This window comes from Pseudomonas mercuritolerans (assembly GCF_025706525.1).
Taxonomy (GTDB): Bacteria; Pseudomonadota; Gammaproteobacteria; order Pseudomonadales; family Pseudomonadaceae; genus Aquipseudomonas; species Aquipseudomonas mercuritolerans.
On the sequence record NZ_JAMSHA010000001.1, the window covers coordinates 769,534 to 787,598 of the forward strand.

The window sequence follows — 18,065 nt, forward strand, 5'->3', positions numbered from 1 at the left end:
AATTCCACTACCACATTTTCGAAACTGCATTACTACCAGCAATCAAAACCTGCTGCGCAACATATCGAACAAGTTCTATATCAAACTCCAACTGATCCGCTTCTTTCGAAAACGGCAACAGCAACTCAACATCTTGATCTCGCAAGTCCGCCTTGGTATGTACAATTTTGCATCGAATCTCGTATATACGACGGGAAACATCCGCGCAAAGATCTGCATCGTCGCTTTTCGAGTTTATTTTTTGATAGGGAGAATTTTTGTTTTTCACTGAGAAAAAGTTAACTCTTTCTTCATCCTCATCGATAAACCGCCTCAAGTCGTCCGCAAAAATACACTCATCCAAAGTTGCTCGCAACTGGGACCTTTCATCCCCATACGCGCCGTTTCTGCTAATGTAAATAGCATTGAGCAACTTCGCGACATCGGTATCTTTATCCCCACGAAACGTTGGATGTTTCAACACTGCCTTTAGCTTTCTGTGCGCTTCTGATTGAGAAAATCTTGGGAAATAAAATTCAATAACTTGATAGAAAGCCAAATATTGCAACAATGGCATGCCCTTAGCACCGCGACCATACCAATAAAGAGATAAGGGGGCTGACTCAAACTCACTAGAGGGAAACTTTAAATCAGGAGCGGCCCAATCATATGCTACCTTAGCTCGACGTCTCGGCACACTTTGTCTTCGAACTACGAATGGAATATCCGAAATCAAATCCAACTGAAACAAAAATGAATTTGATATTTTCATAAGCAAACCAAGAGCATCGTCATGCCCATTAACTTTTACCCCAGATATCTCTAAAGATACAGACGCCGGACTTGTACCCTCCGCAAGTGCTCTCATCAATTTCGATACCTTACTTAATTTTAACGTAGGCCCTCCCTCACTTTCTGGACCCACGACTATTTTCGCATTTGTAGCTCCGGTATCTCTAGGCATCATTCCAAATAAACGCCTAAAAATTTCAAAAGGAGAATTTGGACCTCCGGGTACTGTAAGCAGTGCCTCAATGGTACCTGCCTTGTAATTACACAAGGCCTGCCAACCGTCTAAGAATACATAATTTTCAAAGTCTAGTTCTATTAAATCTTTCAGTTCATTCTGATCCCAGATACTTAAAACTCTTCTAGCTCTCCCGGACTTAAAACCAATATTGAAAATCGAATCGCCATCACCATCATAGTCGATCTCAAAGTCGATATCGGAGGCTTTACAACGGGCCTCAAGCTCGGAAACCACTGCCTCCAGTTCGTCTGTAGGGAGATACCACGGTGGTGGTTCGGCGGTGATTGAGGTTTCATTTGTCATAACACGGGCTCCTTTGTGCCACGATTTTTGATTATTCACAGCAGATGGCATAATAGCGCGTGGCCAGCAAAATAAATCATTGGCTATGTTGACTAAAAACAACCAATGGTTGATATTCGCCTCACTCTTCCACCACAGAGCGAGGCAAAACCATGCACACCACAGCAACCTTGCACGTCCATCCGGCCGCTGCCGACCCCTCCCGTATCTTCGAGATCCGCCGCCTAGCACGCGAGAGCGGCTGCTCGTTTGTCTCCAGCAAACCTAAACAGCAAGCTCGCACTGCTTCCACTCAATTCGATCCGAACGGTGGAGGGCGAGCAGCATGACCAAGTACAAAATCGACAACCGCACCCTGCAGTTGCTGAACGCCCAGGTCAATCTGACCGAGACCTTCAACCACGTCCTGCGGACTGCGCCTAGGCGCGAGTGCCTGGCGTTTCGCCTCAAGGTCGAACGTGGCATCTCAGAAAGCACCTTCGTCGTGGAGCTGGGCAGCGAACGCCACACACTGACCCTGCCGAACGAAAAGAAGATGCACCTCAAGCTGGCCGACTTCATCGAAGAGATCGCCAACGGCCCGTTGGATGCGAGCAACACCAGCGACCTGCTGCATCGCCCTCACGCCAGCCGCGAATACGGCCGCTTTGAGGTATCGGATAAGCAGCGGGTGTTCGAGCTGGTGCGCACCGGCGGCGTGCTTAACCTCGACATGGGTTTCGACTACCCGCTAATTGTCGCGCTGCACCGCACTCAATCTCGATCAGGTGTCACCACCATCCTGAGCATCGGTAACAAAAGCCCGCACACCCGTTGCTTCACCGTGTACGGCAGCGATGTCGAGATCTACGGCAAAGTCAGCGAGTCCATCAACCACCTTGCAGCAGCGGCAACACCAGCTGCGCACGCGGCATGAGGGGCACACCATGGAACGCACCCTCGCCCAAGCCGCAATCCACCTCGGCCTGACTCGTCCGAAGCTCATCGCACGCATGCGTGAAAAAGGTCTGCTCAACGAGCGGAACCTACCGGCCTACCCCAACCGTGACCGCGACTATCTGCGCATCAAGGACGGCCAGTGGTACCACGATCAACTCGGCATGCAGTACAGCCAGTCGACCAAGGTGAAACAACCTGGCATCCGCTGGCTAGCAGAACAGTTGGATATCGATCTGCCTGCAATCCCGGCAGACAGCCGTGACGTGGCCTAGGGAATACGCCCGCCAGATCATCGCCATGCGGACACGAGAGGAGCGCAACGCCGCGCTCCTCGAAGTGCCCGAACATCTGCGCGAGCTGACCAGAACGCATTGCCTGAACGCCTGGAACCACCCGGCCAGAAAACAACGCAAGGAGGCCCAACAAAACCATGAGTAACACAGCACAAAACCCGCTGCGCCTGCACCCGGCGCCGGAATCAGCCACCGTCGAATTGCTTTACCGCATATTCGGCGACGTCCTGATCCCGCTCGACAAAGTGCGCGAGCAGTACTTCCGCAACCTCAACGAGCAATCGTTCGTGGCCGAGATCAGCAGCGGCCGCATCCAGCTCCCCATCACCACACTGGACACCAGCCGCAAGGCACCGAAGTACGCACACATCCGCCACGTCGCTTCCCTGATCGACATCCGCGCCTACAAGGCCGACGAAGATATGCAGCGACAGCAGGACGACACCAGCGAGTAACCCCCACAAATCCGAACGGCTGCCACCACCAGCCAATCACAACACCAGGAGCACACCACATGACCGCAATTCAGATCTGCGCACTAATAGGCCTAATTATTGGGGCAATCCTTCTCTACTGGATTGGTTATCGCAACGGCATAGCTGATGGTCGATATGAAGGCCGGGAAGATGGCAAGAATACCGAGCGCGCCGAAAACGCCAAAACCATTGGCGAACTGAGGGCATCCCTCGACTTCATCAAGGCTGACCACACCCGTTTGGCGCAACTCAGCAAACGCTTGCAGCGTGTATCGGCATTCGGCGAAACCGAACGCCAAACGCTGCTCGACATTGCTGAAAAGCTTCGGATCGCAGCCGAGACTTTTGCCGCATTTCGTACCGGGAAAAACCTGGAGCATGAAACCAGAGCCTTGCACGACCGAGCAATGGCCATGGCCGACCGTCTGCAGGATGCCACGGAAGGAGAAGCCGCATGAACGGCACGCTCTCCTACTTCGGACCAACTCATTATCGGATCTCAGAGCAATGCGGCGAACAATCTCGCGTACGAGCACGAATGTCGACCGCTTTGCTCTGCGACGACACGCGAGTCGACACCCACGAAATAAACAGTCTCTGCTGCGCAGCAGCAGGCATTAATGCTTTTCCTCAAGCCGCGATAGAGGCATCTACCCCCCACCAAAAGCTGCGCGAGGCAGCCCCCCACAGTGCAGCGCTTATCGCTCAAAAACGCTCGCCCGCGCAGCTTGTCGAGGGGTATACGCAGTGTGATGAGGTGGCAGAGCTATCGCTGCCGACCTACCACCTCGACAAGATTCCAGAAGACAAGATGGCCGAATTGGTCGGCACCACCCGCCGGGCATTACAAGGCAAGCGCGCCAGAGGCGTTATCCCCAAAGGGGTCTGGAACAGCATCGACAGCCGCATCTATTACAGCCTAAGGAGATACGAAGCATGGCTCGAGAGCCAATGGGATTGCCCACCGGAGTTGAATTTGCTGGACAGTCCGTCCGCATTCGCTTCACCTGGAACGGGCAACGCCGTTGCGAAACCCTCCCCTATCCCCAAACGCCGAAGGGGATTAAGGCTGCCGCCGACCTACGCGCTAACGTAACCAGCCTGATCAAACACGGCGTGCTGGATGATCAGCGCTACGCCGAACTGTTCCCAAACTCCACCTATGCCAACTACTCGGCGACTCCCCGTTTCGGGGAGTACGCCCAGGAGTGGCTAAACAGTCGCGAGATCGTGGCCGGGACACGCAAGAACTACCTCGGCTCGCTCAATCTGTACTGGATGCCGTATCTGGCAATGCTGCCCATCGACAGCATCACATCGGTGATGCTGCGCAAGGTTGTGGCCAATACCGAATGGCCTACGCCGGGTGTGAAGCGCGCGGCGATCCAGCGCTTGACCACAGTGTTCGGTACCGCAGTGAAAGACGGCCTGATCAACCGTAACCCCGTGGAGTCCATCGAGCTGCCGGTAAAGGCCAAAAAGCCCATCGATCCGTTCACGGTTGGCGAGGCCAACCAGATCATTGATCACTTATATAAGACGCTGACCCATTCGATGCGGATCTACGCGGCGTACTTCGAGTTCGCCTTCTACACCGGCATGCGCCCCAGCGAGATCGCGGCGCTGCGCTGGGAAGAGGTCGACAAGAAAAAGCGACTGGCCAACGTGTGTCGGATCGTCGCGGACTACAAGATCGAAGAGCGAACCAAAACCCGCAACGGACGCCAGGTCATGCTCAACAGCAGAGCCCTGCACGCCATCGAGCAGGCCGAACTGTTGGCGAAGCAACGTGCTTTGCCAAGCCGGCGCAAACGCACCGAATCGACCTATGTGTTCCCGCCCACCAAGAACTTTGAGTTCATCCAGCAATCGAGCGTGACCGACAAACACTTCCAGGCTGCATTGACTGAATTGGGGATTCGCGCCCGTCGGCAATACAACTGCCGACACACATACGCTACCATGTGCCTCATGGCGGGTATGAACCCTGCGTTTATTGCCACTCAACTCGGTCATAGCGTTCAGATGTTGCTATCGACATACGCCCGATGGATAAACTCCAGCACCGACTGGGGTGAGCTCGGGAAGCTTGAAAACAGCTTGATTGGTACAAAATTGGTACAGGCAGAAACAGTACCCCTCTGAAACCCTTATGGAATCAGCCCCTGTGACACTGGAACAGAACTACACCGCGATTCTCGGCCAATTGGGCGAGGACGTGTCCCGCGAGGGCCTGCTCGACACGCCAAAGCGTGCCGCCAAAGCCATGCAGTACCTCTGCCGCGGTTATGCACAGACGCTCGAAGAGGTCACCAATGGTGCCCTGTTCAGCTCCGACAACAGCGAAATGGTGCTGGTCAAGGACATCGAGCTGTATTCGTTGTGCGAACACCACCTGCTGCCGTTCATCGGCAAGGCGCATGTTGCCTACATTCCGAGCGGCAAAGTGCTGGGCCTGTCGAAAGTCGCGCGGATCGTCGATATGTACGCGCGGCGCCTGCAGATTCAGGAAAACCTCAGCCGTCAGATTGCCGATGCGGTGCAGCAAGTCACCGGCGCGCTGGGCGTGGCCGTGGTGATCGAAGCCAAGCACATGTGCATGATGATGCGCGGTGTCGAAAAACAGAATTCGTCGATGATCACTTCGGTGATGCTCGGGGAATTCCGCGAAAACGCAGCAACCCGTAGCGAATTTCTCAGCCTCATCAAGTAATTCGCAACAGAAAAGAGCCGGCGTTGATCGCCGGTTTTTTTTCGCCCGTGAAAAATCGGGTAAGCTGCGCGCCTTTCTTTATTAGCACCGTGAGGCTTTCAACGTGTTCGTCAAAGCGCTTCGTGTCGGCCTCGGCCAACTGGTTATCTTCATCGACTTCATCACCCGCCCGGGCAAGAAAAAACGCCCCGCCGCCGCTCAGGCTCAGGTAGACGCTGCCGCGAAAGATCTGACGCTGTATCAGTTTCACGCGTGCCCGTTCTGCGTGAAAACCCGCCGTGCACTGCATCGCTTGAATGTGCCAGTGGCTCTGAAAGACGCGAAGAACAACGAGCAGGATCGCCAGACTTTACTGAACCAGGGCGGCAGGATCAAAGTGCCTTGCCTGCGCATTGAAGAAAATGGGCAGACTGTCTGGATGTATGAATCGAAAGCGATTATCGATTATCTGGATAGGCGATTTGCTGCGGTGTGATGTTGGTGCAGCGATAAAAAATATCAACTCGCTTCAAATCCGAATTTAAAATAAACCGGCCCTCGAGCCGGTTTTTTTTTGCAGAAGGTTACTGACATCACGAATTACCGACTTACGGCCCGCCAAACCTTTTATGAGATTTAACTTGCTGTTATAAAAATTCGACACTGTGCCCAACCCAACCGGTGCACAATCAACGGCAATGGATTCGCCAGAGCGAAGTGATGTCAACTCCAGATTTCAGCATGTATGACCACTGCTGCAAGTAATGAGCATGTCGTACTGAAAACCGCGAGCTTGAACATAGCCTTAATATCAAGCCTCAATACAACAAGTTCTTGCCCGCATTAAAGAAAGTGCTATTTCTTTCAGAACACCGCTGCGCAAGTATCAATGAAACCGAACAAGGAAGTTCTAATGTCCACACCCTTTGTAGCCAACAACACCTATGCCGACGACGACACCATGGTGGTATCGTACATCGGCACGCAACCTGTTGAACGTACGGCTACAACAATAGATTTTGAAGCGATAGAGGATGACAAGTCAGGAAAAACGTCTACCTCTTCCGGCCAGCGAAAGCCGGGCCAACTCAAGATGCTCGACGATCTGTACGGCCCGCTCAAGATAGGTTCGTACACCGTAACACGCCGAGCTCTGGACGCCCTGGGAGCGACGATTGATGGCCAGCCGCTTACCGGCCATAACACTCAGTTCCGCATACCCAGGCGATCTTTCACCAACTCTCTGCAGCTCAGTTATGCCGAAATCGAAAAGCGCATGAAGGTCTCGACTTTCGGTGACGATTATCTGCTTCCTTCATTTCTGTTCGAACTTGCCAATCTGCGACCGGCAACTGCCCCGCCGGTCCTCAGAGAGGAGATCGGGACAAGCGTCGAGGACAGCGGATACGCGAAAAAAATGACTCGCCTGTTGAGATCGGCCCAGACCCTGGATATACGCTTGACCTATTCAACCAAGCGCAAGAATCCGAGCTGGCTCATCGTCAAGAACAACTCCATGGTCGGCGCCAGTGTCGGCATTCAGGCGTTCGGCATCTTCATGGGAATCCGTGGGATTCACGACGCCGTGAAGAAGGATGACAAGACTGAAATCCTCTTCAACAGCCTTGCGCTCGGCTCGGAGGGAGTGTCGATCGTCACAGACGTAGCCATCACCAAATGCGGTCAGAACATGATCGAAAAAGCCGGTGGCGCAATGAAGGATTTCACCAAAACCCGCACCGGGCTGCGCCTCAGTCGTTCGGGCGGGCTTATCGGCGGTGCAATCACGTTGCCGTTCGACATCATCGGCGCCGTCAAAGAATTCAATGCCGCCAGCAATACAACCGGCAAAGAAGCCATGGATCATTACGTCAGTTTCGGTTTGAACATCGCCAGTGCCGCCATGACCGTCATTCTCGGCAGCGCTGCAATGGCGGGTTTCTCCTTCGCCGGTCCGGTCGGCCTCGCGGCGGGTGCGATGATGGCGTTAGGATCTCAAGTCTACGGTGCCGTCCGCATGGTCGATGAAATCGATGACTATATTGAACTCACCGTTGAAGAGCGGTGGCGCACCGGATGGTTTTCCTTCGTACCGTTCATGGACATAGACCAGGACATCAAGAACCGCTACGAACTGGCCAAAGCCAAGATCGAAACCGCCAGACAACTGCAAATAAACGCGAAAAAGCTGCTCGAAGATACGCGCAAAGGCACCCCCGAAGCCATCGTGCACGGAAGCTATGAACACCGCATGAAGAAAACACGCCAGCATGTGAAGCATTGGTGGGGGGTGGAAACCATGCCAATTGTTTATGTTCCCGAAGTGGTCGGGCTTGACGACACGATTGATGCTCGGGACGGGGTAACGGCTCAGACACCCGGCGCCATATTGGGGACGGCAGGAGAAAACAAAGGCATTCGATGGATGTTGGGCAGTGGTAAAGACACGATCACTGGCGTCAAGGCAAAGCCCAATGATTTTTATTACACCGAAGGAATAAAGAACATTACCGGAGGTGATAAAGACGACAAGTTCATTGTCCAGAATGCAGCGGACGACTTGGTAAGACACATTGCAAGCAGTGAGTTTTCCCGACTGAAAGGTGGCACCGGCAACGACACCTTGATAATGGAAGGCACACAGTGGCATCCGATCACTGGCCGCGGCTACGACATCGATCTTGCGGCAGGAACCTTGCAAATCTACACGCCGAATCGGGACCCGTCTGTGGTGGATGGCGAGACGTACTCTTTCAAGGCACTGCTCGAAAGCATTGAAAACCTGCAGACGTTGCAAGGGGGAAGAACTGTCGTCACAGGCACCGGGGCCTCCAATGTGATCAAGTCAAGGGGGGCGGACATTATCGATGCCGGTGCCGGTAACGACTTGATTTATCTGTACAACGCAAACGCCAAGGCATCGGGGGAATCTGGAGTGGATTACTACCATGTGGAATTGGCGGAGGGCTCGGTCATCATCTCGGAAGATGGTGCAGATGAAAGTGAAATTTCGCTGGGCTGGCGAATGGACCAGATCGAAAAATGGGAAGTGAACGAGTGTCGGCTGGTGGTCACATTGAACTTTGACTTTCCATACGGCCGTACAAGCACCATAGCCCTTGAGAACATATATAAAGTCGAGGATGGCCGTCGAGTTTTGCACAATGACAAATTTACCATCATTACCGGGGATCATTATCAACTGAGACCGGACTTGCCTGAAACTATCGAACATGACAATCCGCTCAGGGTAAACACATACAAGATCAAGGACGGATACCCTGGACCAATGACTATTGTCCACTCGAGTGACTGCGAGGTACCCACCCACAAGAACACCCATTACTATGTTCAGCGTTACAACCAGAGCACTCGATTCATAACAGGCAGACTCTCCCACCCCAATTACGGCACCCGCATCTTTCTTGATTACGACTATGCCGAGATGACCAGTGCACATGTTGCCTTTGCCACGACTCCGTCGATCTTGATGAATGAAGCGGCAGACAAGAACAAGGTCAATGTCTCTTGCGATTTTCTGTTCTACTTCGGCGAGAGCCTGTTGCAGATTGCAGGCGTCAGCCAGCACGCAGAAACAACGCTGGATGCTGCCCTGAAGAGCGCTGCCGCCAACGTCTCCACCCATGGCTATATTCTGATATTTCGTGATGGCATATCCCATAGACTCACTCTTGAAGAGAAGTACGCCGTGCCTCCGACACACTACGAGCACAGCGTGACCGCCAATACGCTGACCAGTCACACTCTGGACTTTCCGCTCAAGACAAACCCCGATGCAGTTTTTGAAATCCCCTTCACACTCCCCAAGGAACTGGACCTTCGCGAAAGTTGTGTCAATGTGCAGCCTGTAGCCGAACAAATTGCCATCGACTCCCTTGAAGGTACAGGTGGTATCTATTTAGTGCATTTGCTTGAGAACAGAGTGTTGCGTATCTCCACTCCAGACGGTTTGGCAACTGCGAAAGTTCGATTGAACAATTCGTCCACGTGGCAGATCGATGCCACCCAGATCAAAAACTTCGCAATCGAGCTGGCCGGAAACAAGCTGTACATCGGAACGGTCACAATTCATTTGCCCGAGTACGGCCCTGACGATCTCATCGATCAGATTTTCGTCATAGGGCCAAAAGGTGTGGTACATACCGTGGATCTGGCGTTCGATCGGGTTTATGTCGACAGCCTCGACGCCTCATTCTTTGAGCCGCCTACTACCGCAGAGCTGCCCGAAGAGTTTTCTGCGATTGCTCAACGCGATCTGTACGTACGCAATATTGCAATGGCCGACGGCACTAGAGGCAGGTTGAAATACAACCTCACGAACCGCAAGTGGATTCTGGACAATAACAAATCTCGAGAAATATCTTATTCGCAACTGGTACTGAACCTCTGCGATCACAGGAAACCACCGGCGCCACCATTAGACTTCCCCGATAATTGACCGCTGGCCAATCGGCATCAGTGCTGAACAAACCGGCCCTCGGGCCGGTTTGTTGTTTTCAGGCCACGTTCTCCAGATTCGCCTGCCGCACCACGGCGGCCAAGCGCTTCAACCCTTCGTCCAGCCGCACCGGATCAATGTGGCTGAAATTCAAACGCAAATGCCCGTGATGGTTGTCCGGCTCTGGAAAGAACGGCTCGCCCGGCATGAACGCTACGTCATTGGCCAACGCCTCGTTGAGCAATGTTCGCGTATCCAGCGGCTGCTTCAGCGTCAGCCAGAAAAACAGTCCACCCTGCGGCATGTTCCAGTCCGCCAGATCAGCAAAATGTCTTTCCAGCGCTGACTGAAAAGCATCGCGACGCTGCCGATAGAAATCCCGCAGTTGGCCCAAGTGCTGTTGATATTGCTCTGTGCCGATCCATTGCAGCGTCTGCCACTGACCGATGCGATTGGTGTGCAGATCCGCCGATTGCTTGAGTTTGAGCAGATGCGCAAACAGATCCGCACTGGCAATCAGATAACCGACACGCAAGCCAGGGAGCAAGGTTTTCGACACGGTGCCGGTGTAGATCCAGCTGGTTTTCTTCAATCGCGCGGCAATCGGTTTGGCACTGCCGCCATCGAAGGTCAGTTCGCGGTACGGCTCGTCTTCGATAAGGGTGACGCCGAATTCGTCGAGCAATGCGGCGACCGCTGCGCGCTTGGCCTCGCTATAGCGCACCGCAGAGGGATTCTGGAAAGTCGGTATCAGGTAGATGAAGGCTGGGTGATGCTGTTCCAGCCGACTGCGCAATTGCGCCAGGTTGGGGCCGTCGGCTTCCTGCGGCACAGTCAGGCAATCGGCGCCGAACAGCTGGAAGATTTGCAACGCGGCCAGATAAGTTGGCGCCTCCAGCAGAATCTCCGTGCCCTTGTCGATGTAGAGCTTGGCGGCCAGATCCAGGGTTTGCTGGGAGCCGCTGACCACCAGTACCTGACTCGCCTCACAGTTGAGACCGAGCGCCCTCGCCTCTGCCGCCAAGGCCTCGCGCAAAGCCGTCTCGCCTTCGCTCATACCGTACTGGCCAAGGGATAACGGCATCTCGGCCCATTGCACTTTGGGCAGCATTGCTTCAGCAGGCAGACCGCCGGCGAATGACATCACCTCCGGACGCTGAGCGGCGGCAAGGATTTCTCGGATCAAAGAACTTTTCAGGCGCGAGACACGTTCGGAAAAAGCCATGGAGGTCACCGTAGCGAGGGATGCGAAAAATGAGTCAAACTGGTTGACTGAAACTACAACAGCCTGAGCGAGTACGTCAACATGCTTGACCTTAAAAACCCGTCCATTCAGCAACAGGCCATGGAAGCGTTTTTCTTCGGCTATCAGGCGTTCACCGCCAAGGCCGATGAAATGCTCGAGCGCCGCGGCCTTTCACGGGTGCATCAGCGCATCGTGTTTTTCATCGCGCGCTATCCGAACCTGAGCGTGAAAGAGCTGCTGGCCCTGCTCGGCGTGAGCAAACAAGCGTTGAACATGCCCCTGCGCCAGTTGCAGGAAATGCACTTGGTCGACAGCGTCGCTTCGCAGACGGACAAGCGTAAGCGTCTGCTGGAGCTGACGGCGGAAGGCGCGAAGTTCGAGCAAGCGTTGCGGCGTGAGCAGGTGAAATTGCTTGAGCGGGTGTTTGCCGAGGCTGGGGAAGCGGCGGTGAATGGCTGGCTGGCGGTGAATTTGGCGCTCGGGAACGGTCAGACACATCTCGATTGACTATTCGGGCCTCATCGCTGGCAAGCCAGCTCCCACAATGATCTGTGGATGTCCACAAAACCTGTGGGAGCTGGCTTGCCAGCGATGGGATCCTCAAAGTGATATATCACTATCGACGGAATTTTCGGAAACAAAACAAAAAACAATATTTGCTTTATTTGTACACAAAAGCATAATCCACTGCGTGCGAGTTCCTGACTATACGGTCAACAAATTCGCGTATGCCTCAAAGGGCCGCTGCCACCCCTCATGGGTCCGGCCCTGGAAATAACAATAAAACTCTTGAGGAGTACTCGCTGTGGAAAGCCGCAAATCCGAAGCACCGCCGCTCGAGCTCACGCCGCCATTACGCAATGGCCTGCTGGAGCGTCTGTTCAAACTCAGCTTGCATGGCACCACGGTGAAGACCGAGCTGATTGCCGGTCTGACAACCTTCATCACCATGGCTTACATCATTTTCGTCAACCCGAACATCATGGCCGACGCTGGTATCGATCACGGTGCGGCGTTCGTCGCCACCTGCATCGCTGCCGCATTGGGCTGCCTGTTGATGGGGCTCTACGCCAACTGGCCGGTCGGCCTCGCACCCGGCATGGGCCTCAATGCGTTCTTCACCTACACCGTGGTCGGCACCATGGGCTACAACTGGGAAACCGCGCTCGGCGCAGTGTTCGTTTCGGGCGTGCTGTTCATGTTCCTGACCTTTTCACGGATTCGCGAGTGGCTGCTCAACAGCATTCCGGTCAGCCTGCGTTTTGCGATGGGCGCCGGTGTCGGTCTGTTCCTGGGCCTGATCGGGCTGAAGACTGCCGGTATCGTCGTCGACAGCCCGGCGACGCTGATCAAACTCGGCTCGCTGCGTGAACCTGGCCCGCTGCTCGCCGCGATCTGCTTTTTGATGATCGCGATCCTCAGTTACCACCGCGTCTTCGGTGCAATCCTGATCAGCATCATCACCGTCACTCTCGCCGGTTGGGGTCTGGGCCTGGTGCACTATGAGGGCATCATGTCTGCCCCACCGAGCCTGGCGCCGACCTGGATGGCGATGAACGTCGCTGGCGTGTTCAACGTCAGCATGATCAGCGTCGTGCTGGCCTTCCTTTTCGTGCATATGTTCGACACGGCGGGTACGTTGATGGGCGTGGCCCAGCGCGCCAATCTCGTCGCCGCGGACGGTCGCATCGAGAACCTTTCCCGAGCCATGAAGGCCGACAGCGCATCCAGCGTATTCGGCGCCGTGGTCGGCGTGCCTCCGGTGACGAGTTACGTGGAAAGCGCCGCTGGCGTGGCCGCTGGTGGTCGGACTGGTCTTACCGCCGTTACCGTGGGTGTGCTATTTATAGCGGCAATGTTTTTCGCCCCGCTGGCTGGCATGATTCCCGCCTACGCCACCGCAGGTGCACTGATTTATGTGGCAATGCTGATGATGGGTGGCATGGCCCACATCGAATGGGACGAAGCGACCGACGCCATTCCGGCAATCGTCACGGCGATCATGATGCCGCTGACCTTTTCGGTTGCCGACGGCATCGCGCTGGGCTTCATCACCTACGTGGCGTTGAAGGCCGGCACCGGCAAGTACAAGGAAATCTCCGTCAGCCTGTGGGTGCTCTGCGCGATTTTCATCGCCAAGTTCATCTTCCTGTAAGCGCTGCGCGGTTCAGGTTTCAAACCAGCCTCACCCTTACGGGTGGGGCTTTTGTGCATCTCGATAACAACAAAGGAGCAAAGCGATGAGTCTGGAAACCTGGCTGCTGTTCAGTGGCGCCGCACTGGTGGTGATCCTGATCCCGGGGCCACTGTCGTTGCTGATGATCAGCAACAGTCTTAATTACGGTTTGCGCCGCTCGTACCCCGCTTTCCTGGGCGGTGTGATCGCCTCGATCTGCCTGCTCAGCGCTTCGGCACTGGGGCTTGGCGCGTTACTGCTGGCCTCTGAACAGTTGTTCAGCGCACTGAAAATCGTCGGCGCGCTGTACCTGTTCTATCTCGCCTGGCAGAGCTGGCAGCAATCGCGCCAGCCGTCGGTGGGCGCCGAAGTGCCGCAAGCTGCCCCGGTACCGCGCTTCCGTACGCTGTTCGGGCGCGCCTTCGTATTGGGCGCAAGCAATCCGAAGGACATCCTGTTCTTCGCCGCGTTTCTGCCGCAGTTCCTCAGCGCCAACCAGCCGTTTTTGCCGCAACTGCTGATCATGATCGTGACCTGGGTGGCGCTCGATCTGTGCTGCAAACTGGCTTACGGTCTGGGCGCGCACGGTGCCGCCCGCTATCTGCGTAGCGGCAAGGGCCAGAGCTGGTTCAACCGCATCAGTGCAGGTCTGTTCGGCGGGGCCGGCGCGGCTTCTCTACTGAGCAGTCACTGATCGGTACTGCGATCTCCATATCAAGCCATCCCGATCGAATGGATTCGAAAAAGGCTGGCTTTTATGCTCCAGCAACTTTCAGACAAGTTGATCAACGACACGCAATACACCGCAACAACCCTGCGATATACAGCCCATCAAACTTCGCCGTAAGATCCGCATCTGCTTAAATGATTTCACGCCAGAACAAGGATGTTCAAATGGCCAGTCTTATTAAAAAATCAATCATCCTCACTTCCGTACCAGAGCCGAACAATAATCCCCGCGGCGACCGAGCCGTGATCACTGACATGGTTTTCGCAACCAATGCCCACACGGATTCGACCATCGACATTTCGGCCACTGCAGCAACTCAACTGAAACTTGTAGACGATCTGTTCGGGCCTTTGCAACTGGGTGAAGTTTCAATAACACGAGTGTCGCTGAACGCGCTCGGGGCGACCTTCGATGGCCAACCGCTAAACGGTAAAAATACGTTCTTTCGGCGTCCGCGCCACTCGTTCATCAATACTTTGCAGTTCAGCGCTCCGAATATAGAGCGCTATATAACTTCCTATACGGGGCGGGACAGTTATTTACTGTCCACGCTGCTGTTCGAAATGGCCAGCCGGCGACCGTTGACCGCCCCGCCTCTCATTCGCGATCCCGCGCCGAGCGACACGGATCAATTTCCATACCGAACAAAACTGGCAAAGCTTTTGAACTCGGCGCAAAAACTCGACCTGCGTCACGCACGATTGCCAAAACACCACCCGCGCTGGGTAGCAGCGATCAAGAGTTACACCACACTCGGCTCAAGTGTGGGTATTCAGGGATTTGGCATCTTCATGGGCCTGCGCGGGATCGTTGATGCCATCAAGGCCGACAATAAAACCGAGGTGGCGATAAACAGTGTCGGTATTGCTTCGGAGGGCGCCTCCATTGCAAGTGATGTGGCGGTTAACCGTATCGCTACTCAAATGCTCAATGCAGGCCAGAACGCCTACCGCGACTTTGCCAAAACCCGATTTGCCGTCAGGCTCGGGCGCTCCGGAGGCCTGATTGGCGGCGCGTTTACCTTGCCCTTCGACATCTTCACCGCAGTCAGATCGTTGAACGCCGCCGAAAACGCAACCGGCAAGGAGGCCATGGATCACTATGTGAGCGCCGGTCTCAGCGTTGCGAGTGCAGCCATGACGATCATTCTGGGCGCGGCGGCGATGGCCGGATTCGCCTTCGCGGGCCCTGCCGGACTCGCAGCCGGCGCCATTCTGGCGATCGGTTCACAAATCTACGGGGCCGTGAGAATCGTTGACGAGATTGATGACTACATCGAGCTGAGTGTCGATGAGCGCTGGCGCTCGGGCTGGTTTTCGTTCTGCATGATGGATCTCGACGAGGATATTCAGGATCGCTACTCTCGGGCGACAGCCATGATCCAGCACACTCGGCAGGCAAAGGAAACCGCCAGGAAATTGCTCGATGGCGCGCTCAAGGACAGTATCGAAGCCATCGTCAACGGCACGGTTGACGTTCAGCTCAAGCCAACACGGGTGTGGAAGCGTAACTGGTGGACCAAACAGGATGCCTGGGAATGGATCAATGTCCCGGTGATCAAGGGCGGCGATGACTCGATTGACGCCCGCGCCGGCGTCAATTCTGACACTCCCGGCGCCGAGCTCGGTATTACGGCGCAGAACAAGGGTGTTCTGTGGCTTATAGGCGACGGGCGCGACTCGATTCGTGGGGTCGAAAACAAACCCAACAGTTTCCATTACAGGTCCGGAAGAAAGGAACTGACGGGAGGCACCAGCGATGACCGCTTCGTCTTCGAGGGAGCTGCGGATCTGCTCCGCCAGCCAGCAGACGTAGCCGAGCATTCCACGCTCAGGGGTGGAGCAGGTAACGACACGCTGACGCTCGGCGGCATCCTGCATAATCCGCGCAGACCCGACATCGGCTTCGACGTCGACTTGCCCGCAGGTACGCTGCATACAATGCAGCCGGATATCAGCGCTGAAGACGGCGTCAGATACTCTTTTCACAGTTTGATCGAAAGTATCGAGAACGTTGAGACCGTGGACTCTGCCGCCAGCATTGTCACAGGCACCGACGACCGTAACGTCATCAAGTCACGCGGTTACGACACAATCAAGGCCGGTGCAGGCGACGACCAGATTTACCTGCTGCACCGCGGTGCAACTGCTTCGGGAGAAGCGGGTATCGACGAGTATTTCATTGAGCATCAAAGCGGTCGTTTCTCTATTGATGAAGATGGCAATGATCAGTCTTTCATTATGTTGAACTGGAACAAGGATTTGATCGAAAGCTGGAGTATCGACAAGGGCTCGCTGGTCATTACCTCAAAATTCGACTTCTTCGATACCCCGCAAAACATCGTCACCATTGACGGCGTATACAAACAAGAGCTCGCCCAATATCAGCTGAAGAACAAATTGCTGACGTTCATCACCCGTGATGCTTTCTATCTCCAGCCAATACTTCCCGAACAAATTGAAAGCGATGACCCCGTCGATATCGAGATAACGGTCATCAAACATGGGAACCCGCCAAAAGCAACCATTCTTTTTGACTCGCATTATCTGATCAATGATCAGAATAATCACAGTTACTACATTCCTCGCTCCGCGAAGAGCATCGATTTCTATTCGGTGAAACGCGATGACGCAGTGACCAGACTTTATCTTGACTATGCCAGCAATGAACTGACGAAAGTCGAAGAGCATTATTCAGCACGCCAGTCGGATGCCAAAAACGATCTGGTGGCCGGATGCAATCTGGTTTATCACTTCGGTGCAAAAACCTTGGGCCTGGCCAATTTTTCCTTCGCCAGGGGCGGTAGCGACCCCATGAACATGGAAAAAATCCTGCGCACCATGGCTTGCACCCCGAATCAGCGATATCTGCTTGTCTTCAGCGACGGGGTCGCTGCCAATGCGACTCTTTCGTCGCAGAGCCATGTGATACCAGAGGGCCAGACCTACCAACACCATGCTTTCACAAAATGGGTTCAGGAAGCTCCGCTGCCATTGACGATGCGCAAAGGCGACTACTTCTACGACCTGCCGGAAAACGAAGCTCACAACATGAGCGCGCACTCCGAATGTGCGCAGCTGTTCTCCTACTCTGGCCAGACTGCGATGGAATGTTTCGAGGGCCACGGCGCGACCTATCTCATGCATCTGGCGGCCGACATGATAATCAGGCTCTCGACACCCGGCGCTCTGGCCACGGCTGAAATCCGACTGCCTCGTTCATCCACCTGGGAGCTGGACGCGACGAAACTCGGCAAGGTCGATATCACCCTGGAAAATAACCAGTTGCGTATCGGTACCTGCGTTATCCACTTGCCCGTTTATGGAAGTGAAGACCTGATCGACCAGATTCAGGTGATTACCGAGTACGGGGTTGTGCATACCGTCGACCTGTCTTTCGACCGGGTCTACCTGGATGGACTTGACGGCCGTTTTTTTACCGAGCCCGACGCATCCAGAGTATTGCCCGAAGCACTGCTCGCCCTGGCAAACGAGGAGCTGCGCGGCCGACATATCGTCGCGGCCGCCGACGGGCAGGCAGTGAATTACAAATTCCCTGCGTACGGGTGGGTGCTGAGCAAGGACAGGTCGCGCATCGAGTCATCAGAACTGTGGGTTCTGCACCAGTGCGTCCATTTGCGCCCCGATCTCTTCAAACCACAACCGTCGATGACTGCGGCCTGAATCGGCATCAGGCCGACGTCATCGATTACTCCGAGGTTTTCGCAGCCGGGTCTCTCCGC

Annotated in this window: 15 protein-coding genes; 13 read left to right on the forward strand and 2 right to left on the reverse strand. The window is 54.8% G+C overall.

Annotation, left to right across the window (positions count from 1 at the left end):
• Positions 1 to 7: 7 nt before the first annotated feature.
• The gene (locus tag ND528_RS03585) at positions 8 to 1,312 is read right to left on the reverse strand and encodes a hypothetical protein (RefSeq protein ID WP_263469712.1); all 1,305 of its coding nucleotides are present in this window, start codon (positions 1,310 to 1,312) and stop codon (positions 8 to 10) included.
• 325 nt (positions 1,313 to 1,637) lie between these two features.
• On the opposite strand from ND528_RS03585, the gene ND528_RS03590 reads away from it, so the two are divergent.
• From ND528_RS03590 to ND528_RS03630, 9 genes are all read left to right on the forward strand, one after another.
• The gene (locus ND528_RS03590) at positions 1,638 to 2,228 is read left to right on the forward strand and encodes a hypothetical protein (protein ID WP_263469713.1); all 591 of its coding nucleotides are present in this window, start codon (positions 1,638 to 1,640) and stop codon (positions 2,226 to 2,228) included.
• Between the two features lie 10 nt (positions 2,229 to 2,238).
• Positions 2,239 to 2,523 carry a phage antirepressor KilAC domain-containing protein gene (locus tag ND528_RS03595; protein ID WP_263469714.1) on the forward strand — a complete coding sequence of 95 codons (285 nt, stop codon included), beginning with the start codon at positions 2,239 to 2,241 and terminating at the stop codon, positions 2,521 to 2,523.
• A gap of 158 nt (positions 2,524 to 2,681) precedes the next feature.
• On the forward strand, positions 2,682 to 2,999 hold the full coding sequence (locus ND528_RS03600; RefSeq protein WP_263469715.1) for a pyocin activator PrtN family protein: 318 nt from the start codon (positions 2,682 to 2,684) through the stop codon (positions 2,997 to 2,999).
• Between the two features lie 59 nt (positions 3,000 to 3,058).
• Positions 3,059 to 3,478, forward strand: coding sequence for a hypothetical protein (locus tag ND528_RS03605; RefSeq protein ID WP_263469716.1), 420 nt, complete (start codon positions 3,059 to 3,061; stop codon positions 3,476 to 3,478).
• Positions 3,475 to 4,116: a hypothetical protein gene (locus tag ND528_RS28215; RefSeq protein ID WP_263469717.1), complete on the forward strand. Its 642-nt coding sequence runs from the start codon at positions 3,475 to 3,477 to the stop codon at positions 4,114 to 4,116. The genes ND528_RS03605 and ND528_RS28215 overlap by 4 nt, the downstream gene beginning before the upstream one ends.
• Complete coding sequence (locus ND528_RS03615; RefSeq protein ID WP_263469807.1) at positions 4,017 to 5,165, forward strand: tyrosine-type recombinase/integrase; 1,149 nt, start codon at positions 4,017 to 4,019, stop codon at positions 5,163 to 5,165. The genes ND528_RS28215 and ND528_RS03615 overlap by 100 nt, the downstream gene beginning before the upstream one ends.
• A 22-nt stretch (positions 5,166 to 5,187) precedes the next feature.
• Complete coding sequence (folE, locus tag ND528_RS03620) at positions 5,188 to 5,733, forward strand: GTP cyclohydrolase I FolE (protein WP_205970537.1); 546 nt, start codon at positions 5,188 to 5,190, stop codon at positions 5,731 to 5,733.
• Between the two features lie 103 nt (positions 5,734 to 5,836).
• The gene (locus ND528_RS03625) at positions 5,837 to 6,208 is read left to right on the forward strand and encodes a glutaredoxin family protein (protein WP_130910492.1); all 372 of its coding nucleotides are present in this window, start codon (positions 5,837 to 5,839) and stop codon (positions 6,206 to 6,208) included.
• A 417-nt stretch (positions 6,209 to 6,625) separates the two neighbouring features.
• Positions 6,626 to 10,171, forward strand: coding sequence for a calcium-binding protein (locus ND528_RS03630; protein WP_263469718.1), 3,546 nt, complete (start codon positions 6,626 to 6,628; stop codon positions 10,169 to 10,171).
• Between the two features lie 58 nt (positions 10,172 to 10,229).
• On the opposite strand, the gene ND528_RS03635 is transcribed toward ND528_RS03630, so the two are convergent.
• Complete coding sequence (locus ND528_RS03635; protein ID WP_263469719.1) at positions 10,230 to 11,396, reverse strand: aminotransferase-like domain-containing protein; 1,167 nt, start codon at positions 11,394 to 11,396, stop codon at positions 10,230 to 10,232.
• A gap of 81 nt (positions 11,397 to 11,477) precedes the next feature.
• Here ND528_RS03635 and ND528_RS03640 point away from each other — a divergent pair, with 81 nt between their 5' ends.
• From ND528_RS03640 to ND528_RS03655, 4 genes are all read left to right on the forward strand, one after another.
• Complete coding sequence (locus tag ND528_RS03640; protein ID WP_263469720.1) at positions 11,478 to 11,924, forward strand: MarR family winged helix-turn-helix transcriptional regulator; 447 nt, start codon at positions 11,478 to 11,480, stop codon at positions 11,922 to 11,924.
• Positions 11,925 to 12,222: 298 nt separating this feature from the next.
• A complete protein-coding gene (locus ND528_RS03645; RefSeq protein ID WP_024012217.1) occupies positions 12,223 to 13,572 on the forward strand; it encodes an NCS2 family permease in 1,350 nt (449 codons plus the stop codon).
• A gap of 85 nt (positions 13,573 to 13,657) precedes the next feature.
• Positions 13,658 to 14,287, forward strand: coding sequence for a LysE family translocator (locus ND528_RS03650; RefSeq protein WP_137216201.1), 630 nt, complete (start codon positions 13,658 to 13,660; stop codon positions 14,285 to 14,287).
• A gap of 200 nt (positions 14,288 to 14,487) precedes the next feature.
• Positions 14,488 to 18,006 carry a calcium-binding protein gene (locus ND528_RS03655; RefSeq protein ID WP_263469721.1) on the forward strand — a complete coding sequence of 1,173 codons (3,519 nt, stop codon included), beginning with the start codon at positions 14,488 to 14,490 and terminating at the stop codon, positions 18,004 to 18,006.
• The last annotated feature ends 59 nt before the right edge of the window (positions 18,007 to 18,065 follow it).